Source organism: Sinimarinibacterium flocculans (assembly GCF_003201205.1).
GTDB classification, from domain to species: domain Bacteria; phylum Pseudomonadota; class Gammaproteobacteria; order Nevskiales; family Nevskiaceae; genus Solimonas; species Solimonas flocculans.
Genome location: NZ_QICN01000001.1, coordinates 1 through 21,380 on the forward strand (window position 1 = coordinate 1; position 21,380 = coordinate 21,380).

Annotated in this window: 17 protein-coding genes; 5 read left to right on the forward strand and 12 right to left on the reverse strand. The window is 69.1% G+C overall.

Features of this window, described 5'->3' with window-relative positions; all coding sequences use genetic code 11:
• Nucleotides 1-104: 104 nt before the first annotated feature.
• Nucleotides 105-482, reverse strand: a complete 378-nt coding sequence (locus C8D93_RS00005) for a hypothetical protein (RefSeq protein WP_110263130.1) — start codon at nucleotides 480-482, stop codon at nucleotides 105-107.
• Between the two features lie 434 nt (nucleotides 483-916).
• Nucleotides 917-3,496, reverse strand: coding sequence for a S8 family serine peptidase (locus C8D93_RS00010; RefSeq protein ID WP_110263131.1), 2,580 nt, complete (start codon nucleotides 3,494-3,496; stop codon nucleotides 917-919).
• A 225-nt stretch (nucleotides 3,497-3,721) separates the two neighbouring features.
• Here C8D93_RS00010 and C8D93_RS00015 point away from each other — a divergent pair, with 225 nt between their 5' ends.
• Together C8D93_RS00015 and C8D93_RS00020 are read left to right on the forward strand one after the other, a co-directional pair.
• Nucleotides 3,722-4,636 carry a helix-turn-helix transcriptional regulator gene (locus C8D93_RS00015; RefSeq protein WP_110263132.1) on the forward strand — a complete coding sequence of 305 codons (915 nt, stop codon included), beginning with the start codon at nucleotides 3,722-3,724 and terminating at the stop codon, nucleotides 4,634-4,636.
• Nucleotides 4,637-4,714: 78 nt separating this feature from the next.
• Nucleotides 4,715-5,674, forward strand: coding sequence for an MBL fold metallo-hydrolase (locus C8D93_RS00020; RefSeq protein ID WP_110263133.1), 960 nt, complete (start codon nucleotides 4,715-4,717; stop codon nucleotides 5,672-5,674).
• Nucleotides 5,675-6,053: 379 nt separating this feature from the next.
• On the opposite strand, the gene C8D93_RS00025 is transcribed toward C8D93_RS00020, so the two are convergent.
• Nucleotides 6,054-7,865: a CocE/NonD family hydrolase gene (locus tag C8D93_RS00025; RefSeq protein WP_110263134.1), complete on the reverse strand. Its 1,812-nt coding sequence runs from the start codon at nucleotides 7,863-7,865 to the stop codon at nucleotides 6,054-6,056.
• Nucleotides 7,866-7,946: 81 nt separating this feature from the next.
• On the opposite strand from C8D93_RS00025, the gene C8D93_RS00030 reads away from it, so the two are divergent.
• On the forward strand, nucleotides 7,947-9,011 hold the full coding sequence (locus tag C8D93_RS00030; RefSeq protein WP_110263135.1) for an aminopeptidase: 1,065 nt from the start codon (nucleotides 7,947-7,949) through the stop codon (nucleotides 9,009-9,011).
• 114 nt (nucleotides 9,012-9,125) lie between these two features.
• Here the strand turns inward: C8D93_RS00030 and C8D93_RS00035 are convergent, their stop codons facing one another.
• The gene (locus tag C8D93_RS00035; RefSeq protein WP_110263787.1) at nucleotides 9,126-10,100 is read right to left on the reverse strand and encodes an MBL fold metallo-hydrolase; all 975 of its coding nucleotides are present in this window, start codon (nucleotides 10,098-10,100) and stop codon (nucleotides 9,126-9,128) included.
• A gap of 108 nt (nucleotides 10,101-10,208) precedes the next feature.
• Between C8D93_RS00035 and cysS the strand changes: the two genes are divergently transcribed.
• Nucleotides 10,209-11,585, forward strand: a complete 1,377-nt coding sequence (gene cysS / locus C8D93_RS00040; RefSeq protein WP_110263136.1) for a cysteine--tRNA ligase — start codon at nucleotides 10,209-10,211, stop codon at nucleotides 11,583-11,585.
• Here the strand turns inward: cysS and C8D93_RS00045 are convergent.
• The 8 genes from C8D93_RS00045 to C8D93_RS00080 form a co-directional block, all read right to left on the reverse strand.
• Nucleotides 11,576-12,013: a hypothetical protein gene (locus C8D93_RS00045; RefSeq protein ID WP_110263137.1), complete on the reverse strand. Its 438-nt coding sequence runs from the start codon at nucleotides 12,011-12,013 to the stop codon at nucleotides 11,576-11,578. The genes cysS and C8D93_RS00045 overlap by 10 nt on opposite strands.
• A complete protein-coding gene (locus C8D93_RS00050; protein ID WP_110263138.1) occupies nucleotides 12,003-12,194 on the reverse strand; it encodes a DUF4169 family protein in 192 nt (63 codons plus the stop codon). Before C8D93_RS00050 ends, C8D93_RS00045 begins: the two co-directional genes overlap by 11 nt.
• A gap of 45 nt (nucleotides 12,195-12,239) precedes the next feature.
• Nucleotides 12,240-13,877 (reverse strand): alkaline phosphatase D family protein, encoded by a 1,638-nt coding sequence (locus C8D93_RS00055; protein ID WP_110263139.1) that lies wholly within the window; start codon nucleotides 13,875-13,877, stop codon nucleotides 12,240-12,242.
• Nucleotides 13,878-13,972: 95 nt separating this feature from the next.
• Nucleotides 13,973-16,252, reverse strand: coding sequence for a copper-transporting P-type ATPase (locus C8D93_RS00060; RefSeq protein WP_110263140.1), 2,280 nt, complete (start codon nucleotides 16,250-16,252; stop codon nucleotides 13,973-13,975).
• Nucleotides 16,252-16,656: a MerR family transcriptional regulator gene (locus C8D93_RS00065; RefSeq protein ID WP_110263141.1), complete on the reverse strand. Its 405-nt coding sequence runs from the start codon at nucleotides 16,654-16,656 to the stop codon at nucleotides 16,252-16,254. Before C8D93_RS00065 ends, C8D93_RS00060 begins: the two co-directional genes overlap by 1 nt.
• A gap of 148 nt (nucleotides 16,657-16,804) precedes the next feature.
• Entirely contained in the window at nucleotides 16,805-17,071 is a 267-nt protein-coding gene (locus tag C8D93_RS00070) for a hypothetical protein (protein WP_110263142.1), read from the reverse strand.
• Between the two features lie 109 nt (nucleotides 17,072-17,180).
• Nucleotides 17,181-17,750, reverse strand: a complete 570-nt coding sequence (locus tag C8D93_RS00075) for a DNA-3-methyladenine glycosylase I (protein WP_110263143.1) — start codon at nucleotides 17,748-17,750, stop codon at nucleotides 17,181-17,183.
• Between the two features lie 8 nt (nucleotides 17,751-17,758).
• Nucleotides 17,759-19,090 carry a dihydroorotase gene (locus tag C8D93_RS00080; RefSeq protein WP_110263144.1) on the reverse strand — a complete coding sequence of 444 codons (1,332 nt, stop codon included), beginning with the start codon at nucleotides 19,088-19,090 and terminating at the stop codon, nucleotides 17,759-17,761.
• A 92-nt stretch (nucleotides 19,091-19,182) separates the two neighbouring features.
• On the opposite strand from C8D93_RS00080, the gene C8D93_RS00085 reads away from it, so the two are divergent.
• On the forward strand, nucleotides 19,183-21,375 hold the full coding sequence (locus tag C8D93_RS00085; RefSeq protein WP_110263145.1) for a molybdopterin-dependent oxidoreductase: 2,193 nt from the start codon (nucleotides 19,183-19,185) through the stop codon (nucleotides 21,373-21,375).
• Nucleotides 21,376-21,380 lie beyond the last annotated feature (5 nt).

The following is a 21,380-nucleotide window of genomic DNA, read 5'->3' on the forward strand; positions in this document are numbered from 1 at the left end:
GACGCCCGCCGACTATGCACGGCAGCTCGCTGCCACAGCGATATCATCAACTCACGGGCTCTAATCGAAACGCTACTCAACGCGGGGTAACGTCGTATCCACATCTATATGCTTCCAGTTACGACGATGCGGGCGTCGAGGCCGGCAACGAGTCGGTACGGCAGGAGCCAGAGTTTGCGGTCCTTGTCCCATCGGGCGCCTGCGGCCTTCACGTCTTGCCGTAGTTCCAGCTCGTCGAGGGCGATACGGATGTGGACCGGAGTGTCAGCAGCGGGGGCGTTGCGAGCCCTCGGTACGCTCCACGGAATTTCTTCTTTGATCAGCTCGACGGTCTTGAGGCGGCGTTGGCCGACGGGGTCGTAGCGGTAGCGCACGGCTAACAAGCGCGGGCCGTACTTGGCTTGCAGTTTCCTGGTGCCGTTCTCGCCGGGGCGCAGGGTCAGGCGGGTGCGCAAGGCGGGCGCGATCTTGTCGGCACGCACAGTGTTTGGCGCACCGGAGGTTGCGAAGGCGCTTCGCGTTGCGCGGTGCATGGCCGCCCCGATGAATCCCCAGAATCGGACGATATGCCTGTCGGGTCGGTTTTGCGAGGTACTTTTCTAGTCGGGGTGTGAAGTTGTTCGCAGGTGTGGTGCGAAGGGCCGGTTCTCAGTTTGCGCTTTACGCGCTGCGCGCGGCCCTCTCCCCGACCCTCCCGCAGGCGGGAGAGGGGGAACTTTCAAATAGGACTTTCCGGACTCGGTGGTGGGGGCCGCGTCGGGCAACCCCTCGATACACCGCAGCGGTGCTGCGGCACTCGGGGCGAACGGGCGAGTATGGGGTGCCGTGGAGTGGCGGCGGTGCGCAGTGCAGTGAGGGATAAAAGAGAAAGGCCGCGAGCATGACTGCTCGCGGCCTTGATGGTCCCGCTGGTCGATCAGTTCGGGAAGGGCACGGTGGCGTAGGTGCGCATCGCGTAGGCGGCGTACTCGGCGCGGGTGACGGCGGTGCGTGGTGCGATGCGGGCCTGCCCGTCGATGATCTCGGCATCGAGGATGCGCAGGTTCAGGGCTTCCTGGACGTGGCCGAGCAGGGCCGGATCGACTTCCGCCGCATCGGAGACCGGGACGGGGTTGCCGTCGGCGTCCGGTGCGGTGAGTGCGGCGCCGGCATGACCGTCTGCCCGGTCCTGCAGGCCGATGGCCTGGACCAGCGCGTAGGCGACCTGCTGGCGCGTGACCGGCGCGCCGGTGTCGAAGCTGTTGCCGGAAAGCGGCAGCAGCGGCCGGGACGCGGTGTCACGGCTGAGCAGGAGCTGGCCGCTGCGGGTCACGGCCTCTGCCGCGGCGGCGACGTGCCCGGCGTCGGCCGGGATGTCGGCGAAGCGCAGGCTGCCGTCGTGTGCGCGCGTCTGGCGCACGCCCCAGGCCATCAGGTACTCGACGAACTGGGCGCGTGTCAGCGGCGCATCCGGGTCGAAGCCACCGGGCAGGCCGTCGATCAGTCGTGCGGTGACGGCGGCGAGCACGTACTCCTCCAGCGGATGGCCGGCCACGTCATCGACGCCGCGCGGTTCCGCGGCGGCGAACTGCGTGACGTTGACGTCGGCCGAGCCGGGGCCGGCGATGCCGTTGGTGACGCCGGCCGGGTCGACCGGCACGCCGGACACCGAGCCGATGCCGCGCACGGTGACGGTCCAGGTGCCGGGAACGCCGCGGCCGACGGCGGCAACGGTGGAACCGAGCAGCGGCAGGGCAATACCGGAGCCGTAGCGATTGCCTTCCGGGTCGATCAGCACGACGGCGCAGGTGCAGGGGTTGCCGAGCGGCTGGGTCCACTGCGCGGTGACCAGCGCGATGTCGGTACCGACCTCGAACTGCGATTCGGTGACCGGGCCCACGGGGAGGAAGTCGATCGTGAAGCGCTCGCTGGTGGCGTCACCCAGGCCGATCTCGGCGTAGAAGCCGCGCTGCGTGTGGTTGGTCTTGCCGTAGTCGCTGCGCAGGTCCAGCGCCATCGCCAGCGCAGCCTCGACGTTGGCAAAGCCGGCGCCCGCTTCCCACGGTGCGTAGCCGGGCATGTTGGTCGCGGTCTGCTTGAAGATCTGCTTGACCTCGCGCCAGGTGAGCGCGGGGTTGGCTTCGAGCAGCAGGGCGGTCAGACCGGCGAGGTGCGGCGCGGCCATGCTGGTGCCGGTCTTGCGCGTGTAGAACGGAATCAGCTCCAGCGGGATTTCGCCGGACTCGATGTCCGCCTGCGTGTCGAGCGGCGCGAACGGGTCGGCGGCGACCGCGCGGGCGGCGATGTAGTTGGTGCCCGGCGTGACGACCGTCGGGCGGTCCTCGACCACGTAGGTCTCGCCGTCCACCTCGACCGTGTAGGTCGGGTGCGCCAGCGAGCCGCGCGAGGACGACGGTGCCAGCAGGCCGGACTTCTCGCCGTTGCCGGCGACGATGACCCACGGCGCCTTCTTGAAGTTGCCGGTGATCGTGTCCTGGCCCGAGCCGGCGTTGCCGGCCGAGAACACGACGATGACGCCACGGTCGGCCAGCGCCTTGGTGGCGATGTTGGTCGGGTTGTCCGGATCGAAGCAGGTGCCGACGTCGCCGGTATCGCCGAAGGAGTTGGTGACGATGCGCAGGTTCAGCTCCGGCGCCTCGTCGAGCAGCTGCAGGGCGTAGTCGAAGCCGCCGAGCGAGTCGAGCACCAGCAGCGCGGCGCCGGAACCGTAGCCGGCGATGCTGGCGCCGCGCGCAGCACCGGCAAAGCGGCCGCCGGACGCGGTGCCGTCGCCGCCGGCGATGCCGGCCACGTGCGTGCCGTGCGAGCCGAGCAGGTCGGTATTGGGCACGCCTTCGATCGGCGTGAACGGCGCCATCTCGTTCTCGGTGAGGCTGCGCAGGTTCAGGTGGCCGAGCGCGTTGCGCACCACCTTGTCACCGTAGAACAGGTCCGGATGGGTGGCGTCGATGCCCGAGTCGTTGACGAGGATGGTCACGCCCTTGCCGGTGATCGGTTCGCCGGCGGCGTTGACCAGCTCCGGCGCGGCGTAGGCCTGGTCGACGGAGGTGAGTTCGCGGGCGACGTCGTCCTCGTAGCTCAGCGGCGCGTTCCAGCGTACCGAGCGCACACCCGGCAGTTGCTGCAGGGCCTCGATCTGGCCACGCGTGGCGAGCACGCCGGCGATCGGCAGGCGCTTGAGTGCGAAACCGGTCAGGCCGAGCTGTTCGAGCAGGCTGATGCGGTCGAGCCCGAGCGGGCCGCTGCCGTGGAAACTGACGATGACTTCGAGCAGTTCGGCATCGCCGAGCAGGCTGATCCGTTCGGCGGTGGCCGCCTCGGGATCGGCGCACTGGGCGTCGGCAACCGGTGGCGGCGAGGGCAGCGGCGTGACCGTCCCGGGCTGGGTCGGCGCGGCGCCGGTGTCGGGTGCCGTACTGCTGCCGCAGGCGGTCAGCAGGGCAAAGAGCAACAACAGGGCGCCGCGGCTGCGGACCCGGGTCGCAACATGGTTCATCTCTCATCCCCTTCAAATGACAGCAGGCCCGGCCTCTGACGGGCCGGATGACCGGTACCAGAAGCACGAAACGTACCGGGGAGCGGAGTGTAAGGCCGTGGCCCGCCAAGCGCGTCCGGGTTTTCCCGCAGCGCTTGCCGTGGGGCGCGAGGCTGTTGTATCTACAGGGCTAGATAGCGCGGCGGTGTGCCACCGCTCGCGACACCAGAAGAACGGGACGCAGCGATGCCAGAACAGGGGGACAGCGGCCTCGACCGGCTCATCGAGTCGCTGTACGGCTGCGTGGTCGAGCAGTCCGATACGCAGTTCATGACCGCGGCCCTCGAGCGCCTGTGCCAGTGGTGCGGTGCCGGTGCCGGTGCCTGGCTGCTGCAGACCGTGCAGGGCCAGCGCGTGGACTTCGCGGCCTGGCCGGCGCCGATCGCGCCGGAGGAAGTGGCCGGGATCACCTTTCCGGACGGGCAGCGCAGCGGCCCGGTGACGTCGCTGGCCGCCGACTGGCGGATCGACGGGCGTTCTGCCGCGGCGGCCGAGGGCTTCCACCTGATGCACCGGGGTACGGCGATGCACAGCACGGTGCTGCTGCTGTTCGCGGACACGCCGACCGGCGTGGACGATGCCCTGCGGCGGGCGCTCGGTCACCTGGTGCAGGCGGCCAGCCTGTCATTGCTGCAGCTGGTCCAGCGCGACGAATGGCTGCAGGCCATGGGCCGCCACTCGCGCGGGTCGGCGGCACTGGTCGACGAGCAGGGCCGGGTGGTGCTGGCCAGCCGGCGGTTCTTCGACTTGCTGCCCGATGCGCCGGGTGAAGGCACGGAGCGTCGCCTGCCGTTTCCGCTACCGGCCGGTGTGGCGGCCGACGGAACCGGCGAGTTCACCGCGGACGGACTGCACTTTCGCGTGCAGCGCCGCGGCGGGCTGCTGCTGATCAATGCGCGCCGGCCGCACCCGCTCGACGCCCTGTCGGCGCGCGAGCAGCAGATCGCGCGCGCGCTGGCCGCCGGCAAGACCTTCAAGAGCATCGCGCGCGAGTACGACATCGCCATCAGCACGGTGGCCAATCACGCCTCACGCATCTACCGCAAGCTCGGCCTGTACCGCCGCGAGGAACTGGTCGGCCTGCTGCGCAAGGCGGCGTGAGGGCCTGCCCATGACTGCCGGAATGCCGCACAATCGCAGGCTTGCCTGCCGGCCGGTCCGTTCTGCACGACACTGATCATGTCTCCGAGTTCTCAGCTTCCGCCCACCCGCGACTACGATCACGGCATCACCTGCGTCGACACGCTGCAGGAACGTCCGGGCCTGGCCTGCTGCTATCTGCTGCAGCGCGGCGACGACGTCGCCTTCGTCGAAGCCGGTACCGCGCACGGCGTGCCGCGCCTGCTCGCGTTGCTCGAGGCGCGCGGCATCGCCCGCGAACGGGTGCGCTACGTGATTCCCACGCATGTGCATCTCGATCACGCCGGCGGCGCCGGTGTGCTGATGCGCGAGCTGCCTGCCGCGAAGCTGGTCGCCCATCCGCGCGGCGCGCGGCACCTGATCGATCCGTCGAAGCTGATTGCCGGCGCCCAGGCGGTCTATGGCACCGCTGCGGTGCAGCGCATGTACGGCGAGATCGCGCCGGTGCCGGAGTCTCGCGTGATCGCCGCCGAAGACGCTGCGCGGCTGCCGCTGGGCGATGCCGAGCTGCAGTTCATCGACTCACCGGGTCACGCGCGGCACCACTTCTGCGTCTGGGACCCGGTGTCGCGCGGCTTCTTCACCGGCGACACCTTCGGCCTGTCCTATCGCGAGTTCGACGGACCCGGCGGCCCGTTCCTGTTCCCTACGACCACGCCGGTGCAGTTCGAGCCGGACGCGTGGATGCACACGCTGGACCGCCTGCTGTCGTTTGCGCCGCAGCGCATGTACCTGACCCACTTCGGCAGCGTGGAGAACGTGCCGCAGCTCGCGCAGACCCTGCGCGCAGGCATCGAGCGCTATCGCACCATCGCCGGACAACTCGCCGCGGCGCCCAACCGCCACGCCCAGCTGGTGGCGGCGCTGGTGGCCGACGCCCTGCGCGAGCTGGCGATGCTCGATGCGCCGGTCTCGGAGGCGCGCGCGCGCAAGCTGCTTGCTTTCGACATGGAACTCAACGCCCAGGGACTGGGCGTCTGGCTGAACGGACGCGCCTAGCCCGCATTTCTCATAGGGGGATCGAGTGATGGCCGTCGGTCGAGGAGGCCAGTGGCGCCGGGCTGGAGCGAAAGACATGGTTGTTCCATGGCTTGAGTGAAGCCCAAGCCATTGGCCCCGCAGACAGGCCAGCGCCGATCAGCCTTCGATCCTTCCGACACTCTGTTCAGAGCACGCCGCATGAACGATCCAATGCTCTTCAACTTGCGCACGGGGATCGAAGGCGACCCTGTGAGAAATGCGGGCTAGACGATGTCGTGAAGGCCCGGCCGGTGCCTGCGCCCGGCGAGGCATGACTCGATGTCATGCCCAGCTGCGCGAACACGGCCGGCGGGCCTGAGAACGTGGCGCGATGTCGCGCAACGGACGGCTTGCCGGGCTACACGCCCTCGCGCACGATCTCGCCCGGCGCCAGCAGCGGCAGCTGCACGCTGCCCGAGAGGTTGAGCGCCGGCACCAGCAGATCGCGCGACCAGGTAACCGGGAACTGCGGGTGGAAGCCGAAGACCAGCAGGCCGATCTGATCACCCTCGGCGAAACGCTCAGCGATGCCGGTCATCTCCAGGGTATGCCGGCCGAAGCCGCGCAGCGTCGTGAGCTGGTCGTCGACCAGGTCCCAGCGCTCGGTGCCCGCGGCGCGACGGCCGACACCGACGAAGAGAATCGGATCGCAGCCGAGCTGGAGGATCGGCGTCGCGCAGGCGGTCATCTCCAGGCCGGACAGTCCGGTGACCTCGACATCGAGCAGCGGCACGCCGGCGAGGATCGCGCCGCCCGCCTCCACGGTCCGTAGCGGCTGGGTGGCGAGCATCGCCTCGCGCGCGCCGTTGCCGAGCAGCGAGCCGAGTGCGCCGAGCGTGCCGCTGAGCTGCGGCGTCTCCGCGGCGATCTCGAAGCCTTCGCCGCCGCGCTTGACGCTGCGCACGGCGATGGCGTCGTCATCGGCAAGGCTCAGGCAGACATCGCTGCCGGTGGCCAGCGCCGTGTCGACGGCGCCGGACTGGCCGCGCAGCTTCTCCTCGAACCATGCGAAGCGCACGGCGGGCAGGTCGATGCTGCCGCAGGCACCGCTGCCGCCGGCATCCTGAAAGTTGGGCAGCGTCAGTGCCGCGTAGAACGGGTCGAGCGGACCTTCGAGCGCTTCGGTCGACAGCGGCAGGATGTGTCCGGACTGATGCGTCAGCAGGCGCACGTCGCCGCCGCGTGCCTTCATGCATTCGTAGTTGCGCAGGCCATCGTTGAAGTTGAACAGCGTGTCCCTGAAGCCCTGCGTGATCAGCGCGTCGACCGCGGGAACCGGGCCGGGCGGCACGAGGAAGGTATCGGGCGTCGCGAACATGAAGTCCTGCGGGCCGGGCGCTACACCGTCGCAGAAGTAGCGCACGCTGTGATAGGCGAAGAAGTTGCGGCCGGCTTCGGGAAAGTCGTTGGTGAGCGCGCCCTGCACGAGGGTCTCGACGATCGCCTCGTCCTGGTTCAGGCCGACGGGAATCTCGCCCGCGGTGAGGCCGGTGACGTTGCTCGCCTCGCCGCCGGCAACCAGCACCAGCGCCCAGCCGGATTTGATGACCTCGTGCGGGTTGAGCGCGTAGACAAGGTCGTGCGGCGTGATGTCGGGGGCGATCACGCGCAGGCGGTGCTTGGGATCGGCGCCGAACAGCAGGAACTGGTACATGCCGCCGTAGGAGCCGCCGTAGCTGCCGACGTACATCTCGCCGTTCTCGCGCCGGCGCAGGCCTTCGAGATCCTCCGCCCAGTCGAGCACGGCGACGAGATTCTGGCCTTCGTAGTCCGGGTCCATCACACGCACGGTGCCGCTGGACTCGCCGAAGCCGCGCTGGTCGATCGAGATCACGTAGTAGCCGGCGTCGTTGAGCCGCTTGATGAAGCTGCCGTCCGGGGCGCCGGTTTCGCGCGAGCCGCCGTAGCCATGGCCCTGGAGCACCAGCGGATAGGTCTTGCCCGCCTGCAGCTGCGTGGGTTCGAACACCTGGACGACGGTCGTGTCGCCAGTGACGGGCGAGGCGATCTCCTGACGGTAGCTGGTGCCGGCGCGGTCGGCCGTCACGGCGACCCGCGGCGGCGACTCGCCTGCGGTTAGCGGATTGCCGCCGGAAGAGGAGCCTCCGTCGTCGCTGCAGGCGGACAACAGCAGGACGAGCCCGGCAAGGGCAGGAATACGCATCGACATGGGGCACTCTCCTCCAAAAGACTGCGGCACTATCCTGTGCCTGGTACGTCCGTGATCGCGGATCAGATTACGCTTTTGTGAATGTCGATGCGACTGCCGGCAATCGCTGTGATGCTGCTGCTGCCCCTGTTCGCGGGCTGCGCGCGGCTGGGCTATTACGTGCACCTGGCCGGCGGGCAGATCGCGCTGCTGTCCGCACGTCAGCCGATCGAGCGGCTGATCGACGATCCCGCGACCGCGGCGCCGTTGCGCGAGCGCCTGAGCGCGGTGCGCGAAGCCCGCGCCTGGGCCGCGCAGCGGCTCGGGCTGCCGGCCAACGGCAGCTACACCGCGTACGCCGACCTGCAGCGGGAATACGTGGCCTGGAACGTGTTCGCGACACCGGAGCTCTCGCTGGAACCGCTGGAGCATTGCTTTCCCTTCGCCGGCTGCGTCGCCTACCAGGGCTACTACGCCCTCGACAAGGCGCAGGCGCGGGCGCGTGAACTGCGCGAGCAGGGTCATGACGTGTACATCGGCGGCGTGCCGGCGTATTCGACGCTGGGCTGGTTCGACGACCCGCTGCTCAGCACGATGATGCGCTGGGACGACGCGACGCTGATCGGCACCCTGTTCCATGAGCTGGCGCACCAGAAGCGCTACGTGCGGGACGACAGCGCCTTCAACGAATCCTACGCGAGCTTCGTCGAGCAGCAGGGACTGCGCGAGTACCTCGCACAGCACCCGCAGGTGTCGCCACCGGACGAACAGGCGCGCGGCCGGCGCACGCAGTTCGTGCAGCTGGTGCTGGCCGCCCGTCAACGCCTGGAAGACCTGTACACGCTGCCGCTCGACGCCGAGACCATGCGCGTACGCAAGGCCGAGGAGTTCGCGCGGCTCGAGGCGCAGTACGAGCGCCTGCGCGACACGGCCTGGGGCGGCGACACACGCTACGACGCCTTCTTTGCCGACGACGCGCCGAACAACGCGCGCCTGCTGCCCTTCGGCCTGTACGACGAGTACGTGCCGGCGTTCGCGCTGCTGTTTGAGCGCGCGGACCGCGACTGGGCGCGGTTTCACGAGGCCGTCGAGCGCCTGTCCAAGCTCGATGCCGAGACGCGGCGGGCGCAGATGGAAAGCCTGTTGCGCCGACGGCTGCCGGAGTGAACACGCCTCGCCCCGACTTGTAGGCGCGCCTTCAGGCGCGACGGCGCAGCTGCCGCCTGAAAAGAAGTCGCGCCCGAAGGCGCTCCTACATGGCGGAAAACACGACTGCGTCCGCTACTGCGTCCACTCCAGAGCCAGCGTCTCGCCGTGCGCGAGCACGCGGAACCGGTCCTGCGCAATCCCCGCGGCATCGAGCGCGGCGCGTAATCGCTGCGGCGGCTCGTCGATCGGCTCCTCGGTGAGGCGGAAGGTGCCCCAGTGCATCGCCACCGAGAAGCGGCTGCCGATGTCACGGTGGATGCGTACCGCTTCCTCGGGATCGATGTGCATCGCCTGCATGAACCAGCGCGGCGCGTAGGCGCCGATCGGGATCAGCGCCAGATCGACCGGCGCAAAGCGGGCACCGATGGCGGCGAAGTCCGGCGAGTAGCCGGTGTCGCCGGCAAAGTAGGCGCGTCGGCCGTCGCTCTCGACGACGAAGCCGCACCACAGCGTCGCGTTGCGGTCGCGCGCGCCGCGGCCGGAGAAGTGTTGCGCGGGCACGGCGTGCACGCGCAGTCCGCCGATGTCCGTGTGCTGCCACCAGTCGAGCTCGGTCACGCGGACGATGCCGCGGTGCGCGAACCAGGCCTTCAGACCCAGCGGCACCACGAAGTGCAGCGACGGATGCTCGCGTGAGAGACGCACGACCGTGGCCTCGTCGAGATGATCGTAGTGATCGTGCGAGATCAGGGCGAGGTCCAGCGGCGGCAGGTCGGGAAAGTCCAGCGCCGGCGGGTTGAGTCGCCGCGGGCCGGCGCGGCGCAGCGGCGATGCGCGGGCGGTGAGATGCGGGTCCGTGACGAGGTTGCGGCCGGCGAACTGCAGCAGGAAGCTCGAATGGCCGATCCAGGTCAGGCGGTCGGTGTCCGTCGGTGTGCGCAGCAGGGCGGGGTCGGGGCGCCGCCACGGCAGCTCCGGCCTGCGGTAGGGCTTGAGCAGGAAGCCCGGCAGCCAGCGCAGCGCATCCCAGCCGCCATGCGCATCGTTGCTGTGCGGATTGCGAAAGCCGCGGCGCGTGTGGTGGGAGGGAGCGGCGGAATCGGGCATCTGTGCATCCTGCGGAGCCGCGCCATTGTGGCAGTTCGGCCCGCGGCCAGCACGGAAGGGGGCGGTGCGGGTATCCTGCGCGCGTTTTTCGATCCGCGCACCCTGATCATGCAGCTGCACAACACGCTCTCCGGCACCAAGGAAGACTTCGTTCCGCTCGATCCGAACAGGGTGACGATGTACGTCTGCGGGCCGACGGTCTACAGCTACGCCCACATCGGCAACGCGCGGCCGGCGGTGGTGTTCGACGTGCTCGCGCGCGTGCTGCGCCGCCGCTACCCCGGCGTGGTCTACGTCCGCAACATCACCGACATCGACGACAAGATCAACGCGGCCGCCGCGAAGGAAGGCGTCGACATCCGCGTGATCACCGACCGTTACGCGGCGATCTATTTCGAGGACATGGCCGCACTGGGCGTGCTGCCGCCGGATCACGCGCCGCGCGTCACCGAGCATCTGCCCGAGACCATTGCGATGATCGAGCGGCTGGTCGCCTCGGGGCACGCCTACGAGGCCAAGGGTCACGTCCTGTTCCACACGCTGAGCTATGGCGACTACGGCAAGCTGTCGGGTCGCGACGAGCAGGCGCTGATGGCCGGTGCCCGAGTCGAGGTGGCCCCGTACAAGAAGCACGCCGGCGACTTCGTGCTGTGGAAGCCCTCGACCGACGAGCAACCGGGCTGGGACTCGCCCTGGGGCCGTGGCCGGCCGGGCTGGCACATCGAATGCTCGGCGATGGCCGAGGCGCTGCTCGGCGAGACCATCGACATCCACGGCGGCGGTCACGACCTGATCTTCCCGCACCACGAGAACGAGATCGCGCAAAGCACCTGCGCGCATGGCGGCAAGGTGTTCGCCCGCTACTGGCTGCACAACGGCTTTCTGAATGTCGACAGCCAGAAGATGTCGAAGTCGATCGGCAACGTGCTGCTGGTGCACGAACTGCTCAAGCGGGTGCCCGGCGAGGTGATCCGCCTGGTGCTGCTGACCGGGCACTACCGGCAACCGATCGACTGGACCGAGGAGGTCGTCAGCGAGGCGCGCAAGAAACTCGACCGACTCTATGGCGCGCTGCGCGAGCTGGCGGACGTGACGCCCGCGCCGGGTGTGACGGCGACCGACGCCTTCGTCGCCGCGCTGGAGGACGACCTGAACACGCCGATGGCGCTCGCCGAGCTGTTCGAACTGGCGCGTGCCGCGAACAAGGCGACGGCGGCGGACGACAAGGCACGCATCAAGGCGCAGATGCTCGACGCCGGCGAGCTGCTCGGCCTGCTGCAGCAGGCGCCGTCGGCGTGGTTCGCGCAGGCGCCGGGGAGCGACGGGGCGCCGTCGACGGAGGAGATCGAGGCGCTGCTCGCGCAGCGGACCGATGCACGCAGGAACAAGCAGTGGGCCGAGTCCGATCGCATCCGCGACGAACTCAAGGCCCGCGGCGTGCTGGTCGAGGACTCGAAGGACGGGCAGCGCTGGCGCTACGCCTGAGCGGCGAGCAGGCACCAGCGCACCAGCAGCGCGGCGACGACCATCTCCAGCCAGGCCAGCGGCAGGGCGACCGCGAGCACGGCGCCGGTGGCCAGGTTCATGTTGAACAGGCCGAGCCAGAGGATGCCGAAAATGCCGGCCCAGACCGCGGTGCCGGCCAGCACCGCGTTGCGGATGCCGGAGCCGAACTGGACGAGCATCAGCCACGTGAACCCGGTTGCGGCGAACAGCAGCAGCGTGTCCCAGGCACCCCAGATCATGAATACGCCGAAGTTCATCGGCGCGACGTCGTCGATCTGCGGAAACGCCTCGCGCATCATCGGCATCACGAAGACGAAGTAGCGGAAGATCTCGGACGCGTTGATCCAGATCGCGTTGGCCAGCAGCGCGGTCCAGAACGCCCGGCGCTGACCCGGCTCAGTCGGCATGTTCGGGCCGGTCGCGTCGCAGGGCATCGAGTCGTTGCTGCGCCTCGGCCTGCTCCGCTTCGTCGCGTTGCTTCTGCGACTTCGTGCGCCCGTGCCGGACCCGGTTCTCCGCCGCAGTGCGCTCGGCCTCGGCGCGCAGCTTGCGCTTGCGAAACTGGCGCAGGTTGACGATCTCGGCCATGACGAACTCCCGTGCGGGGCGGGTCAGACTACCCGATGTCCGTGCTCAGCGGGATGTCGTCGGTGCCGCTGCTTCGCGCAGGCGGTTTTCGCCGGCGTTGGTGTACAGCGCGCGACCGAACTGCTCGGGTGCATCCGGTTCGAGGATGGAATCGACGTACCACCACTCGCCCTGGGTGCGCTCGTGGGTGATGTCGAGCAGCACGTAGCCGTGGCGCTGGCCGTCGAAGTACTTGATGTGCGGGTCGACGACGCCGAACAGCGTCTGCAGCAGCGGCGTGGTGCCGTCGGGGAATCCGCCCGACGTCACCGACGGAGAGACGAACTCGACGCCGAGCGCCTTGATCAGTCCGAGGTCCAGCGGATCGCCGACGATGTTGTCGAGCAGTGTCACCAGTTCGCCCGGGTCGCGGTACAGCTCGCAACCCCAGGAGCTGTGGATGTCGCCGGTGAGCACGACGAGGTTGTCGACGCCGGCGCGCTCGATGGCGTCGAACACACGGTCGCGCGCCGCCGGGTAGCCGTCCCACTGGTCGGCGTTGATCGCGAGCAGTTCCTCGGCCAGGGTGATGCCGAGCAGCGACAGGTCCGGCAGCGAGGCCAGGCGCAGCTGCGCGAACATCACCTGCTGTCCGAGCAGCTTCCAGCGTGCCGTCGAGGTCGTGAGTCTGTCGGTCAGCCAGTTTTCCTGCGGCACGCCGAGCAGCTGGCGCGTCGGGTCGTTGAGCGCGGCCTGATCGAGCGGCGGCGTCGAGAGCTGCTCGTCGCGGCCGTACAGCCGCGTGTCGAGCATCAGCAGGTCGACCAGATCGCCGAACACGAACTGCCGCCAGATGCGCTGCGGGTCGGACGCGTCGGCGACGCGGATCGGCATCCACTCGAAGTAGGCCATGATCGACGCGGCCTTGCGCAGCGCCCAGACGCCCTCTTCGCCCTCGGTGTGGTTCTGCGCGCCGTCGCGCCAGGAATCGTTCGTCGACTCATGGTCGTCCCAGACCGCGATCAGCGGGTGCTGTGCGGTCATCGCCTGCAGGTCCGGGTCGGTGCGGTACTGCGCGTGCCGGTCGCGGTAGTCCTCCAGCGTGACCGTCTCGCGGCCATTGCTGTGGCCGCGGTTCAGGCCCTCCACGCCGCTGGAGCCCGACTCGTAGAAGTAGTCGCCGAGGTGGAAGACCGCGTCGAGGTCGCTGCGCTCGGCCATGCGCCGATAGACGCCGAAGTAGCCGCCCGAGTAGTTCGAGCACGAGGTGAAGGCGAAGCGCAGATGCTCGACGTGGCCGACCGGCAGCGTCTTCGTGCGGCCGACCGGCGAGACGGCGTCGCCGGCCTCGAAGCGGTACCAGTAGCGGGTGCCGGCTTCGAGGGCGGTCGGATCGACCTTGACCGTGTAGTCGCGCACCGCGTCGGTCACGACCGTGTCGCTGATGAGCACCTGGTCGAAGTCGGGGTCGCGGGCCACGACGTAGCGCACGCTGACCGGGCCGTCGGTCTCCGGCGTCACACGCGTCCACAGGATCACGCGATCGGCCAGCGGATCGCCGCTGGCGACGCCGTGGTCGAATCGCACCTTGGCGGCATCGCCACCGCCGCCTTCGCCAGCCGGGGCGTCGCTGCTGCCACAACCCTGCAGCAGCACGCTGCCCGAAAGCCCGCCCAGTCCCTGCAGAAACCTGCGTCGTTGCATGTCCGCCCCCCGAAGCGCTCCAGCCGGGCAGTATCGGCGACGCAGATCACATTCGCGTGAACGGAGGCGGATTTCCTATCGGGCTCGGATCACGGTCATAGTGCCGTGCGCCGGAGCCGCAGGGCATTGCCGATCACCGACACCGACGACAGGCTCATCGCCGCGCTGGCGACGATCGGAGACAGCAACAGGCCGAACACCGGGTAGAGCACGCCTGCCGCCAGCGGCACGCCGAGGCCGTTGTAGGCGAAGGCGAAGAACAGGTTCTGGCGGATGTTGCGCATCGTCCGGCGCGACAGCTGCACCGCGCGGACGATGCCGCGCAGGTCGCCCTGGACCAGCGTGATTCCGGCGGACTCCATCGCGACGTCCGTGCCGGTGCCCATCGCGATGCCGACCTGTGCCTGGGCCAGGGCCGGCGCATCGTTGACGCCGTCTCCGGCCATCGCGACGACCCGGCCTTCGGCCTGCAGGCGCTTGACGACGGCGGCCTTGTCCTGTGGCAGCACGTCGGCGATGACCTCATCGACCTGGAGCGATTTCGCGACTGCCTGCGCGCTACGCAGGTTGTCGCCGGTGAGCATGATCACGCGGATGTTCTCGGCCTTGAGTGCGCGCACGGCGTCCGCGGCGCTGGCCTTGATCGCATCGGCCACCACGAGCAGGCCGGCGACGCGCTGGTCGACGACGACGTAGATCGCCGTCGCGCCGTCTGCACGCTGCTGGTCCGCCGTCGCCGCGAGTTCGCCGGGGTCGACCCCGCGAGCCTGCAGCAGGCGCTGGTTGCCGATCGCGACTTCGCGTCCGCCGACCGTGGCCCAGACGCCGAGGCCCGGGTCGGAGTCGAACCCGGTGGCAGGGGCGGGGGAGATCCCGCGCGCCTGCGCACCCTCGACGATCGCGCGCGCCAGCGGGTGCTCGCTGGCCTGCTCGACCGCCGCGGCAAGCCCGAGCAGCTCGTTTTCGTCGAAGCCGGGCATGGTCAGCACCCGGTTGAGCGTCGGCCGGCCCTCGGTCAGCGTGCCGGTCTTGTCGACGACGAGCGTGTCGATCTTCTCCAGTGCCTCGAGCGCGGCCGCGTCGCGGATCAGTACGCCGGCCTGGGCGCCGCGACCGACACCGACCATGATCGACATCGGCGTGGCGAGGCCGAGTGCGCAGGGGCAGGCGATGATCAGCACCGACACCGCGACCACCAGGGCGTGGGCGAGCGCCGGTTGCGGGCCGAACCAGGCCCAGACGCCGGCGGCGATCGCGGCGATGATCACCACCGCCGGCACGAACCACGCGGCGACCGCGTCCGCCAGCCGCTGAATCGGCGCCCGCGAGCGCTGCGCGTCGGCGACCATGTGCACGATCTGCGACAGCAGCGTCTCGGCGCCGACCTGTTCGGCCAGCATCAGCAGGCTGCCGCTGGCGTTGACGGTGCCGGCCTTCAGCGCATCGTCGCGCTGCTTGCGCACTGGCGCGGGTTCGCCGGTCAGCATCGACTCGTCGACATGACTGCTGCCGTCGATCACGCGACCGTCCACCGGGATCTTTTCGCCGGGCCGCACGCGCAGGCGGTCGCCGGCCTGCAGTTGCTCGACGTCGACATCGCGCTCGACGCCGTCGTCGTCAAGCCGGCGCGCCGTCTTCGGTGCGAGCCTGAGCAGGGCCTTGATCGCGCCGGAGGTCTGGGCGCGGGCGCGCAGTTCCAGCACCTGGCCGAGCAGCACCAGCGCGACGATGACCGCCGCCGCCTCGAAGTAGAGCGGCGGCTGGCCGTGTTCGAGAAAGGCGGCGGGCAGGGTGCCCGGGAACAGCAGCGCGGCGAGGCTGAACAGCCATGCCGCGCCGGTGCCCAGCGCGATCAGCGTGAACATGTTGAGGTTTCGATGGACCAGTGACTGCCAGCCGCGCACGAAGAACGGCGCGCCGGCCCACAGCACGACCGGCGTCGCGAGTGCGAGCTGGGTCCAGCCGTTCCAGCCGCCGTGCAGCGGCAGGCCGAGCATCGGCCCCATGGCCAGCACCAGCGTCAGCAGCGCCAGCGGCACGCTGATCCAGAAGCGCCGGATCATGTCGTGCAGCTCGCCGTAATCGTCCTCGGCGGCCGGATTCGTCGGTTCCAGCGCCATGCCGCAGATCGGGCAACTGCCCGGATGGTCCTGCAGGATCTGCGGATGCATCGGGCAGGTCCACTGGCTGCCGGGTGTCGCGGGAGCCGGCTTGGGCCGGGAACCGGACGTCGCGCAGCAGGCGTGTGCGGCAGGTGCCGGCTTGGCACCATCGCCGCGGTCGTGACCGGCATGTGTCGCCGGCGTGTGCGCGCCGTGGCCGTTCTCCGCGTGCCGGTGGTGTGCACCGCAGCGGTGTTCAGGGATCTTGTCCATCACGCCGTCTCCCCGCTGAGCGCCTGCAGGATCGGGCACTGCTCGGTGGCGCCGTGTCCGGGGCAGGCCTTGACCAGGCCGCGCAGTCCGTCGCGGATGCGCTGCAGTTCGAGCAGCTTGGCCTCGACCTCGCCGAGGCGCTGCTGCGCGAGGCGTTTGACGGCTTCGACGTCGCCACGCTGGTCCGACAGTTCCAGCAGGCCCGCGATCTGCTCGAGGCTGAAGCCGAGGGCCTTGGCGCGACGGATGAAGCGCAGGCGCTGCAGGCTCTGCAGGGGGTACTCGCGATAGCCGGACGGCCGGCGCGGCGGTTCCGGCAGCAGGCCGCTGCGCTCGTAGTAGCGTACGGTATCGATGCCGACGCCGGCCTGTTCGGCAAGCTGGCTGATTCTGAGGCTGTGCATGACGGCTCCTGGAGAACAGTGCAGCCATGCTAAACCCTGGACTTTGGGCCAGAGTCAAGACCTGAAGTGGTTGAGACGATCGGCGGGCGCAAAAAAAGCGCGCCGTCCGAAGACGGCGCGCCGGGTATGCCTCGAGGGTCGAGCGGGCCTAGCGTGCCGCCAGCTCGGTGCTCTTCGCCGGTGCGGTGGCTTCGGTCGGCGCGGCCAGCGTGGCCGTCATGCGCGCATCGATCGCGGCCATCTGCGCACGGATGGCGGCTTCCGTGGCCGGGTGGAGCGGGCTGGGTTCCGCGGGGGCCGGCAGGGTAGCGGCCGATGCGCTCAGCAGTTTGGTCAGGCCGGTGTCGCCGGCGTGGGCCGCGGGAGCGACCAGCAGGGCGACGGTGAGGGCCAGCAGGGGGCGGCGCGTGTTCATGTTTCGTTCCTTTGCTGCACAGACATCGGGTCTGTTTTGATGCAGTGCATCATAGGAAGCGAAACGGCGTGTTGCAACGCAACAATACTAAAGGGTAAGTAAGGGTTACTTAATCATTCTGGCAACGACGATGCCAGGGGCAGCTGAGCAGGTGGTCATTCACCACGCCCATGGCCTGCAGGTAGGCGTAGATGATCGTGCTGCCGATGAACTTGAAGCCGCGCTTTGCCAAAGCTTTGCTAATGCGGTCGGACAGTTCCGTGCGTGCCGGCACCTCGGCTGGTCTCGTGAACCGATTGACGATCGGCCGGCCGTCGACGAAGGCCCACAGCCAGGCATCGAAGCTGCCGAACTCCCGCTGGATGTCGAGAAAGGCCCGGGCGTTGGTGCGCGCGGACGCGATCTTCAGGCGGTTGCGGACGATGCCGGGGTCGAGCATCAGCTTTTCCAGCCTGGCATCGGTGAAGCGCGCGACCTTGGCGGGATCGAAATCGGCGAAAGCCCGGCGGTAGCCGGCACGTTTCTCGAGGATCGTGCGCCACGACAGGCCGGCCTGCGCCCCTTCGAGAATCAGGAACTCGAACAGCACCCGATCGTCGTGCTGCGGCCGGCCCCATTCGTCATCGTGATAGGCGATGTAGTCGGGCGTCGACAGGCTCCACGGACAGCGCGCTGGCATGGGCGTGCTCAGGCGAAGCGGATGCGCTGGCCCTTCGGCCCGCCGACGACGCAGCCGTTCTCGGCGGCGAGTGCGCCGTTGACGAAGGTGGCGCGGATGGTCGCGGGGAAGGTGCAGCCCTCGACCGGCGACCAGCCGCAGCGGTAGAGCACGTCGGACTTGCGCACCGTCGTCGTCGCGCGCGGATCGACGACCACCAGATCCGCCCAGTAGCCCTCGCGGATGTAGCCGCGGTCGGGAATGCCGAAGCGGTCGGCGACGGCGTGGCTGGTCTTGCGCACGACGGTGCGCAGGTTCATCTCGCCGAGTTTCACCAGGTCGATCAGCATCAGCAGCGAGTGCTGCACCAGCGGCAGGCCCGACGGCGCCTTGAAGTAGGCATTGGCCTTCTCCTCGGCGGTGTGCGGGGCGTGGTCGGTGGCGACGATGTCGATGCGGTCCTCCATCACGGCGCGCACCAGCGCGCGGCGGTCCTGCGGCGTCTTGATCGCCGGGTTGCACTTGATCAGGTGGCCGAGCCGTTCGTAGTCGCGCTCGTCCATGTACAGGTGATGGACGCAGGCCTCGACGGTGATCTTCTTGTTCTTCATCGGTCCGGCCGTGAAGAACGCCAGCTCCTTCGCCGTCGTCAGATGCAGCACGTGCAGGTCGGCGTTGTATTTCTTCGCCAGGCTCGTCGCCAGTTCGGTGGACTTGTAGCAGGCCGCCTCGGAACGGATGCGCGGATGTTCGGCGGCCGGCACGTCGTCGCCGTACTTTTCGCGCGCCTTCGCCTCGTTGGCGAGAATCATCGGCGTGTCCTCGCAGTGCGTGACCACCAGCAGCGGCGCGCGCGAGAAGATGCCTTCGAGCGTCTTCGGGTTGTCGACCAGCATGTTGCCGGTGCTCGCACCCATGAACACCTTGATCGCGCAGGCCTCGTCGCGCTGCAGCGCCGCCACCTCCTCCAGGTTGTCGTTGGCGCCGCCGAAGTAGAACGCGTAGTTGCCGAAGCAGCGGCCCTGCGCCATCGCGTACTTCTCGGCGAGCAATGCGCGCGTCGTGATCGCCGGCTTGTTGTTGGGCATGTCGAAGAAGCTGGTCGTGCCGCCAACGACCGCCGCGCGCGATTCGGTGGACAGGTCGCCCTTGTGCGTGAGCCCCGGTTCGCGGAAGTGCACCTGATCGTCGATCACGCCCGGCAGCAGCCACTGGCCCTTCGCATCGAACACCGGCACGCCCGCCGGGGCGCTGATCCGCGGTGCGATGCGGGCGATGCGCCCGTCGCGCACGAGCACGTCGGCGGCGGTTTCGTGGTCCTCGTTGATGATGTGGGCGTTGGCGATCAGGACGTTCGACATGGGACGTTTTCCGGGGGGCGGCGACGACCTCCATGGTAATCGGATTGACGCCGGCGACGGGCGTATCATCCGGCAACCGGAGGAGCCAGCGAATGAGCGAGCAGACCCACTACCGCGCCTGCAACCTGTGTGAAGCGATCTGCGGCCTGGAGATCAAGGTTCGCGACGGCCACGTCGTCTCGATCAAGGGCGACGACGCAGACCCGCTGTCGCGCGGACACATCTGCCCCAAGGCCGTCGCGCTGCAGGACCTGCACGAGGACCCGGACCGGCTGCGGCGGCCGCTCAAGCGCATCGGCGATCAGTGGCAGGAAGTGGGCTGGGACGAGGCGCTCGACGACATCGCCGACCGCCTGGCCGCCATCCACAAGGCCCACGGCGCCAACAGCGTCGCCGCCTATCTGGGCAATCCGAGTGTGCACAACTGGGGCAACCTGACGCACAGCAGCGCATTCCTCGGCCCGCTGAAGACGCGCAGCCGCTACTCGGCGACCTCGGTCGACCAGTTGCCGCACCAGCTCGTCGCCTACTGGCTGTACGGGCACCAGTTGCTGGTGTCGGTGCCGGACATCGACCGCAGCCGCTACATCCTGATGCTCGGCGCCAATCCGATGGCCTCCAACGGCAGCCTGTGGACGGTGCCGGATTTCCGCGAGCGTCTGAAGGCGATGCAGGCACGCGGCGGCAAGCTGGTGCTGATCGATCCGCGCCGCACCGAAACCGCGGCAGTTGCCGACGAGCATCACTTCGTCCGGCCCGGTGCTGATGCCGCGCTGCTGCTGGCGCTGCTCAACACCCTGTTCGAGGAAAAGCTCGCGCAACCCGGGCGGCTCGCCGAGTTCACCGACGGTCTCGATGCGGTTGCCGAAGCGGTGCGGCCGTTCACGGCCGAGCGTGCGGCCCAGGTCTGCGGCATCGATGCCGGGACGATCTGCCGCATTGCACGCGAGTTTGCCGCCAGCGGCGCGGCGGCGGCCTACGGGCGCATGGGCGTGTCGACGCAGGCGCACGGCACGCTGTGCCAGTGGGCGCTGGCGTTGCTCAACATCGTCACCGGCAACCTCGACCGCGAAGGCGGGATGATGTTTCCGCTGCCGGCAATGGACCTGATCCGCGGTGCGGGATCGAAACCCGGCCATTTCGCTGCGTGGAAGTCGCGCGTGCGCGGTTTGCCCGAGTTCGGCGGCGAGCTGCCGGTCGCGGCGCTGGCCGAGGAAATCCTGACGCCGGGCGACGGGCAGGTGCGTGCGCTGGTGACGATTGCCGGCAATCCGGTGCTGTCGACGCCCAACGGACGCCAGCTCGAACAGGCGCTGGGCACGCTCGAATTCATGGTCAGCATCGACTACTACCGCAACGAGACCACGCGCTTCGCCGACTACATCCTGCCGCCCACCGGCGCGCTCGAGCACGACCACTACGACATCATCTTCCACCACTTCGCGATGCGGAATACGGCGCGCTACAACGCCGCGGTGTTCCCGAAACCGGCGGGGTCGCTGCACGACTGGGAGATCTTCGTGCGCCTCGGCCGCCGCCTGCGCGCGCGACTGCGCCCCGATGCGCGCAAGCCCTTTCTGCAGCGTCTCGGCGCGCGGCTGAAGGACGAGGTCATGCTGCGCATGCCGCCACATCGTCTGCTCGACCTCAGCCTGCGGCGCGGGCCCTACGGCAAGCAGGCACCGCAGGCGCTATCGCTGAACAGCCTCAAGGCGGCGCCGCACGGCATCGACCTGGGACCGCTGCAGCCGGTGCTGCCGCGCCGTCTGTGCACGAAGGACCGGCACATCGTCGCGATCAACGCGGCGATCGCGGAGGAGATCGCCCGCTACGACCGGCTGCTCGGCGAGCAGCAGGCCGCACAGCCCCGCGCCGGCGAGTTGTGGCTGATCGGGCGTCGTCACGTGCGCAGCAACAACTCGTGGATGCATAACGCGCAGCGGCTGGTGAAGGGCAAGCCGCGCCATCAGCTGTTCATGCACCCGCAGGATCTGGCCGCGCGGAATCTTGTCGACGGCATGCGCGTGCGCGTCGGCTCGCGCGTCGGCAATGTCGAGGTCGAGGTGCAGGCGACCGAGGACATCATGCCCGGTGTCGTGTCGCTGCCGCACGGCTGGGGCCATGCGCGTGTCGGTGTGCAGCAGCGCATCGCGCAGCAGCAGCCGGGCCAGAGCGCCAACGACCTGACCGACGACCGCCATCTCGATGTGCTGTCCGGCAACGCCGCGCTCAATGGCGTCGCGGTGACGGTCGAAGCAGCCACGGCAGAAAGCCGCGCCGCCTAGCGCAT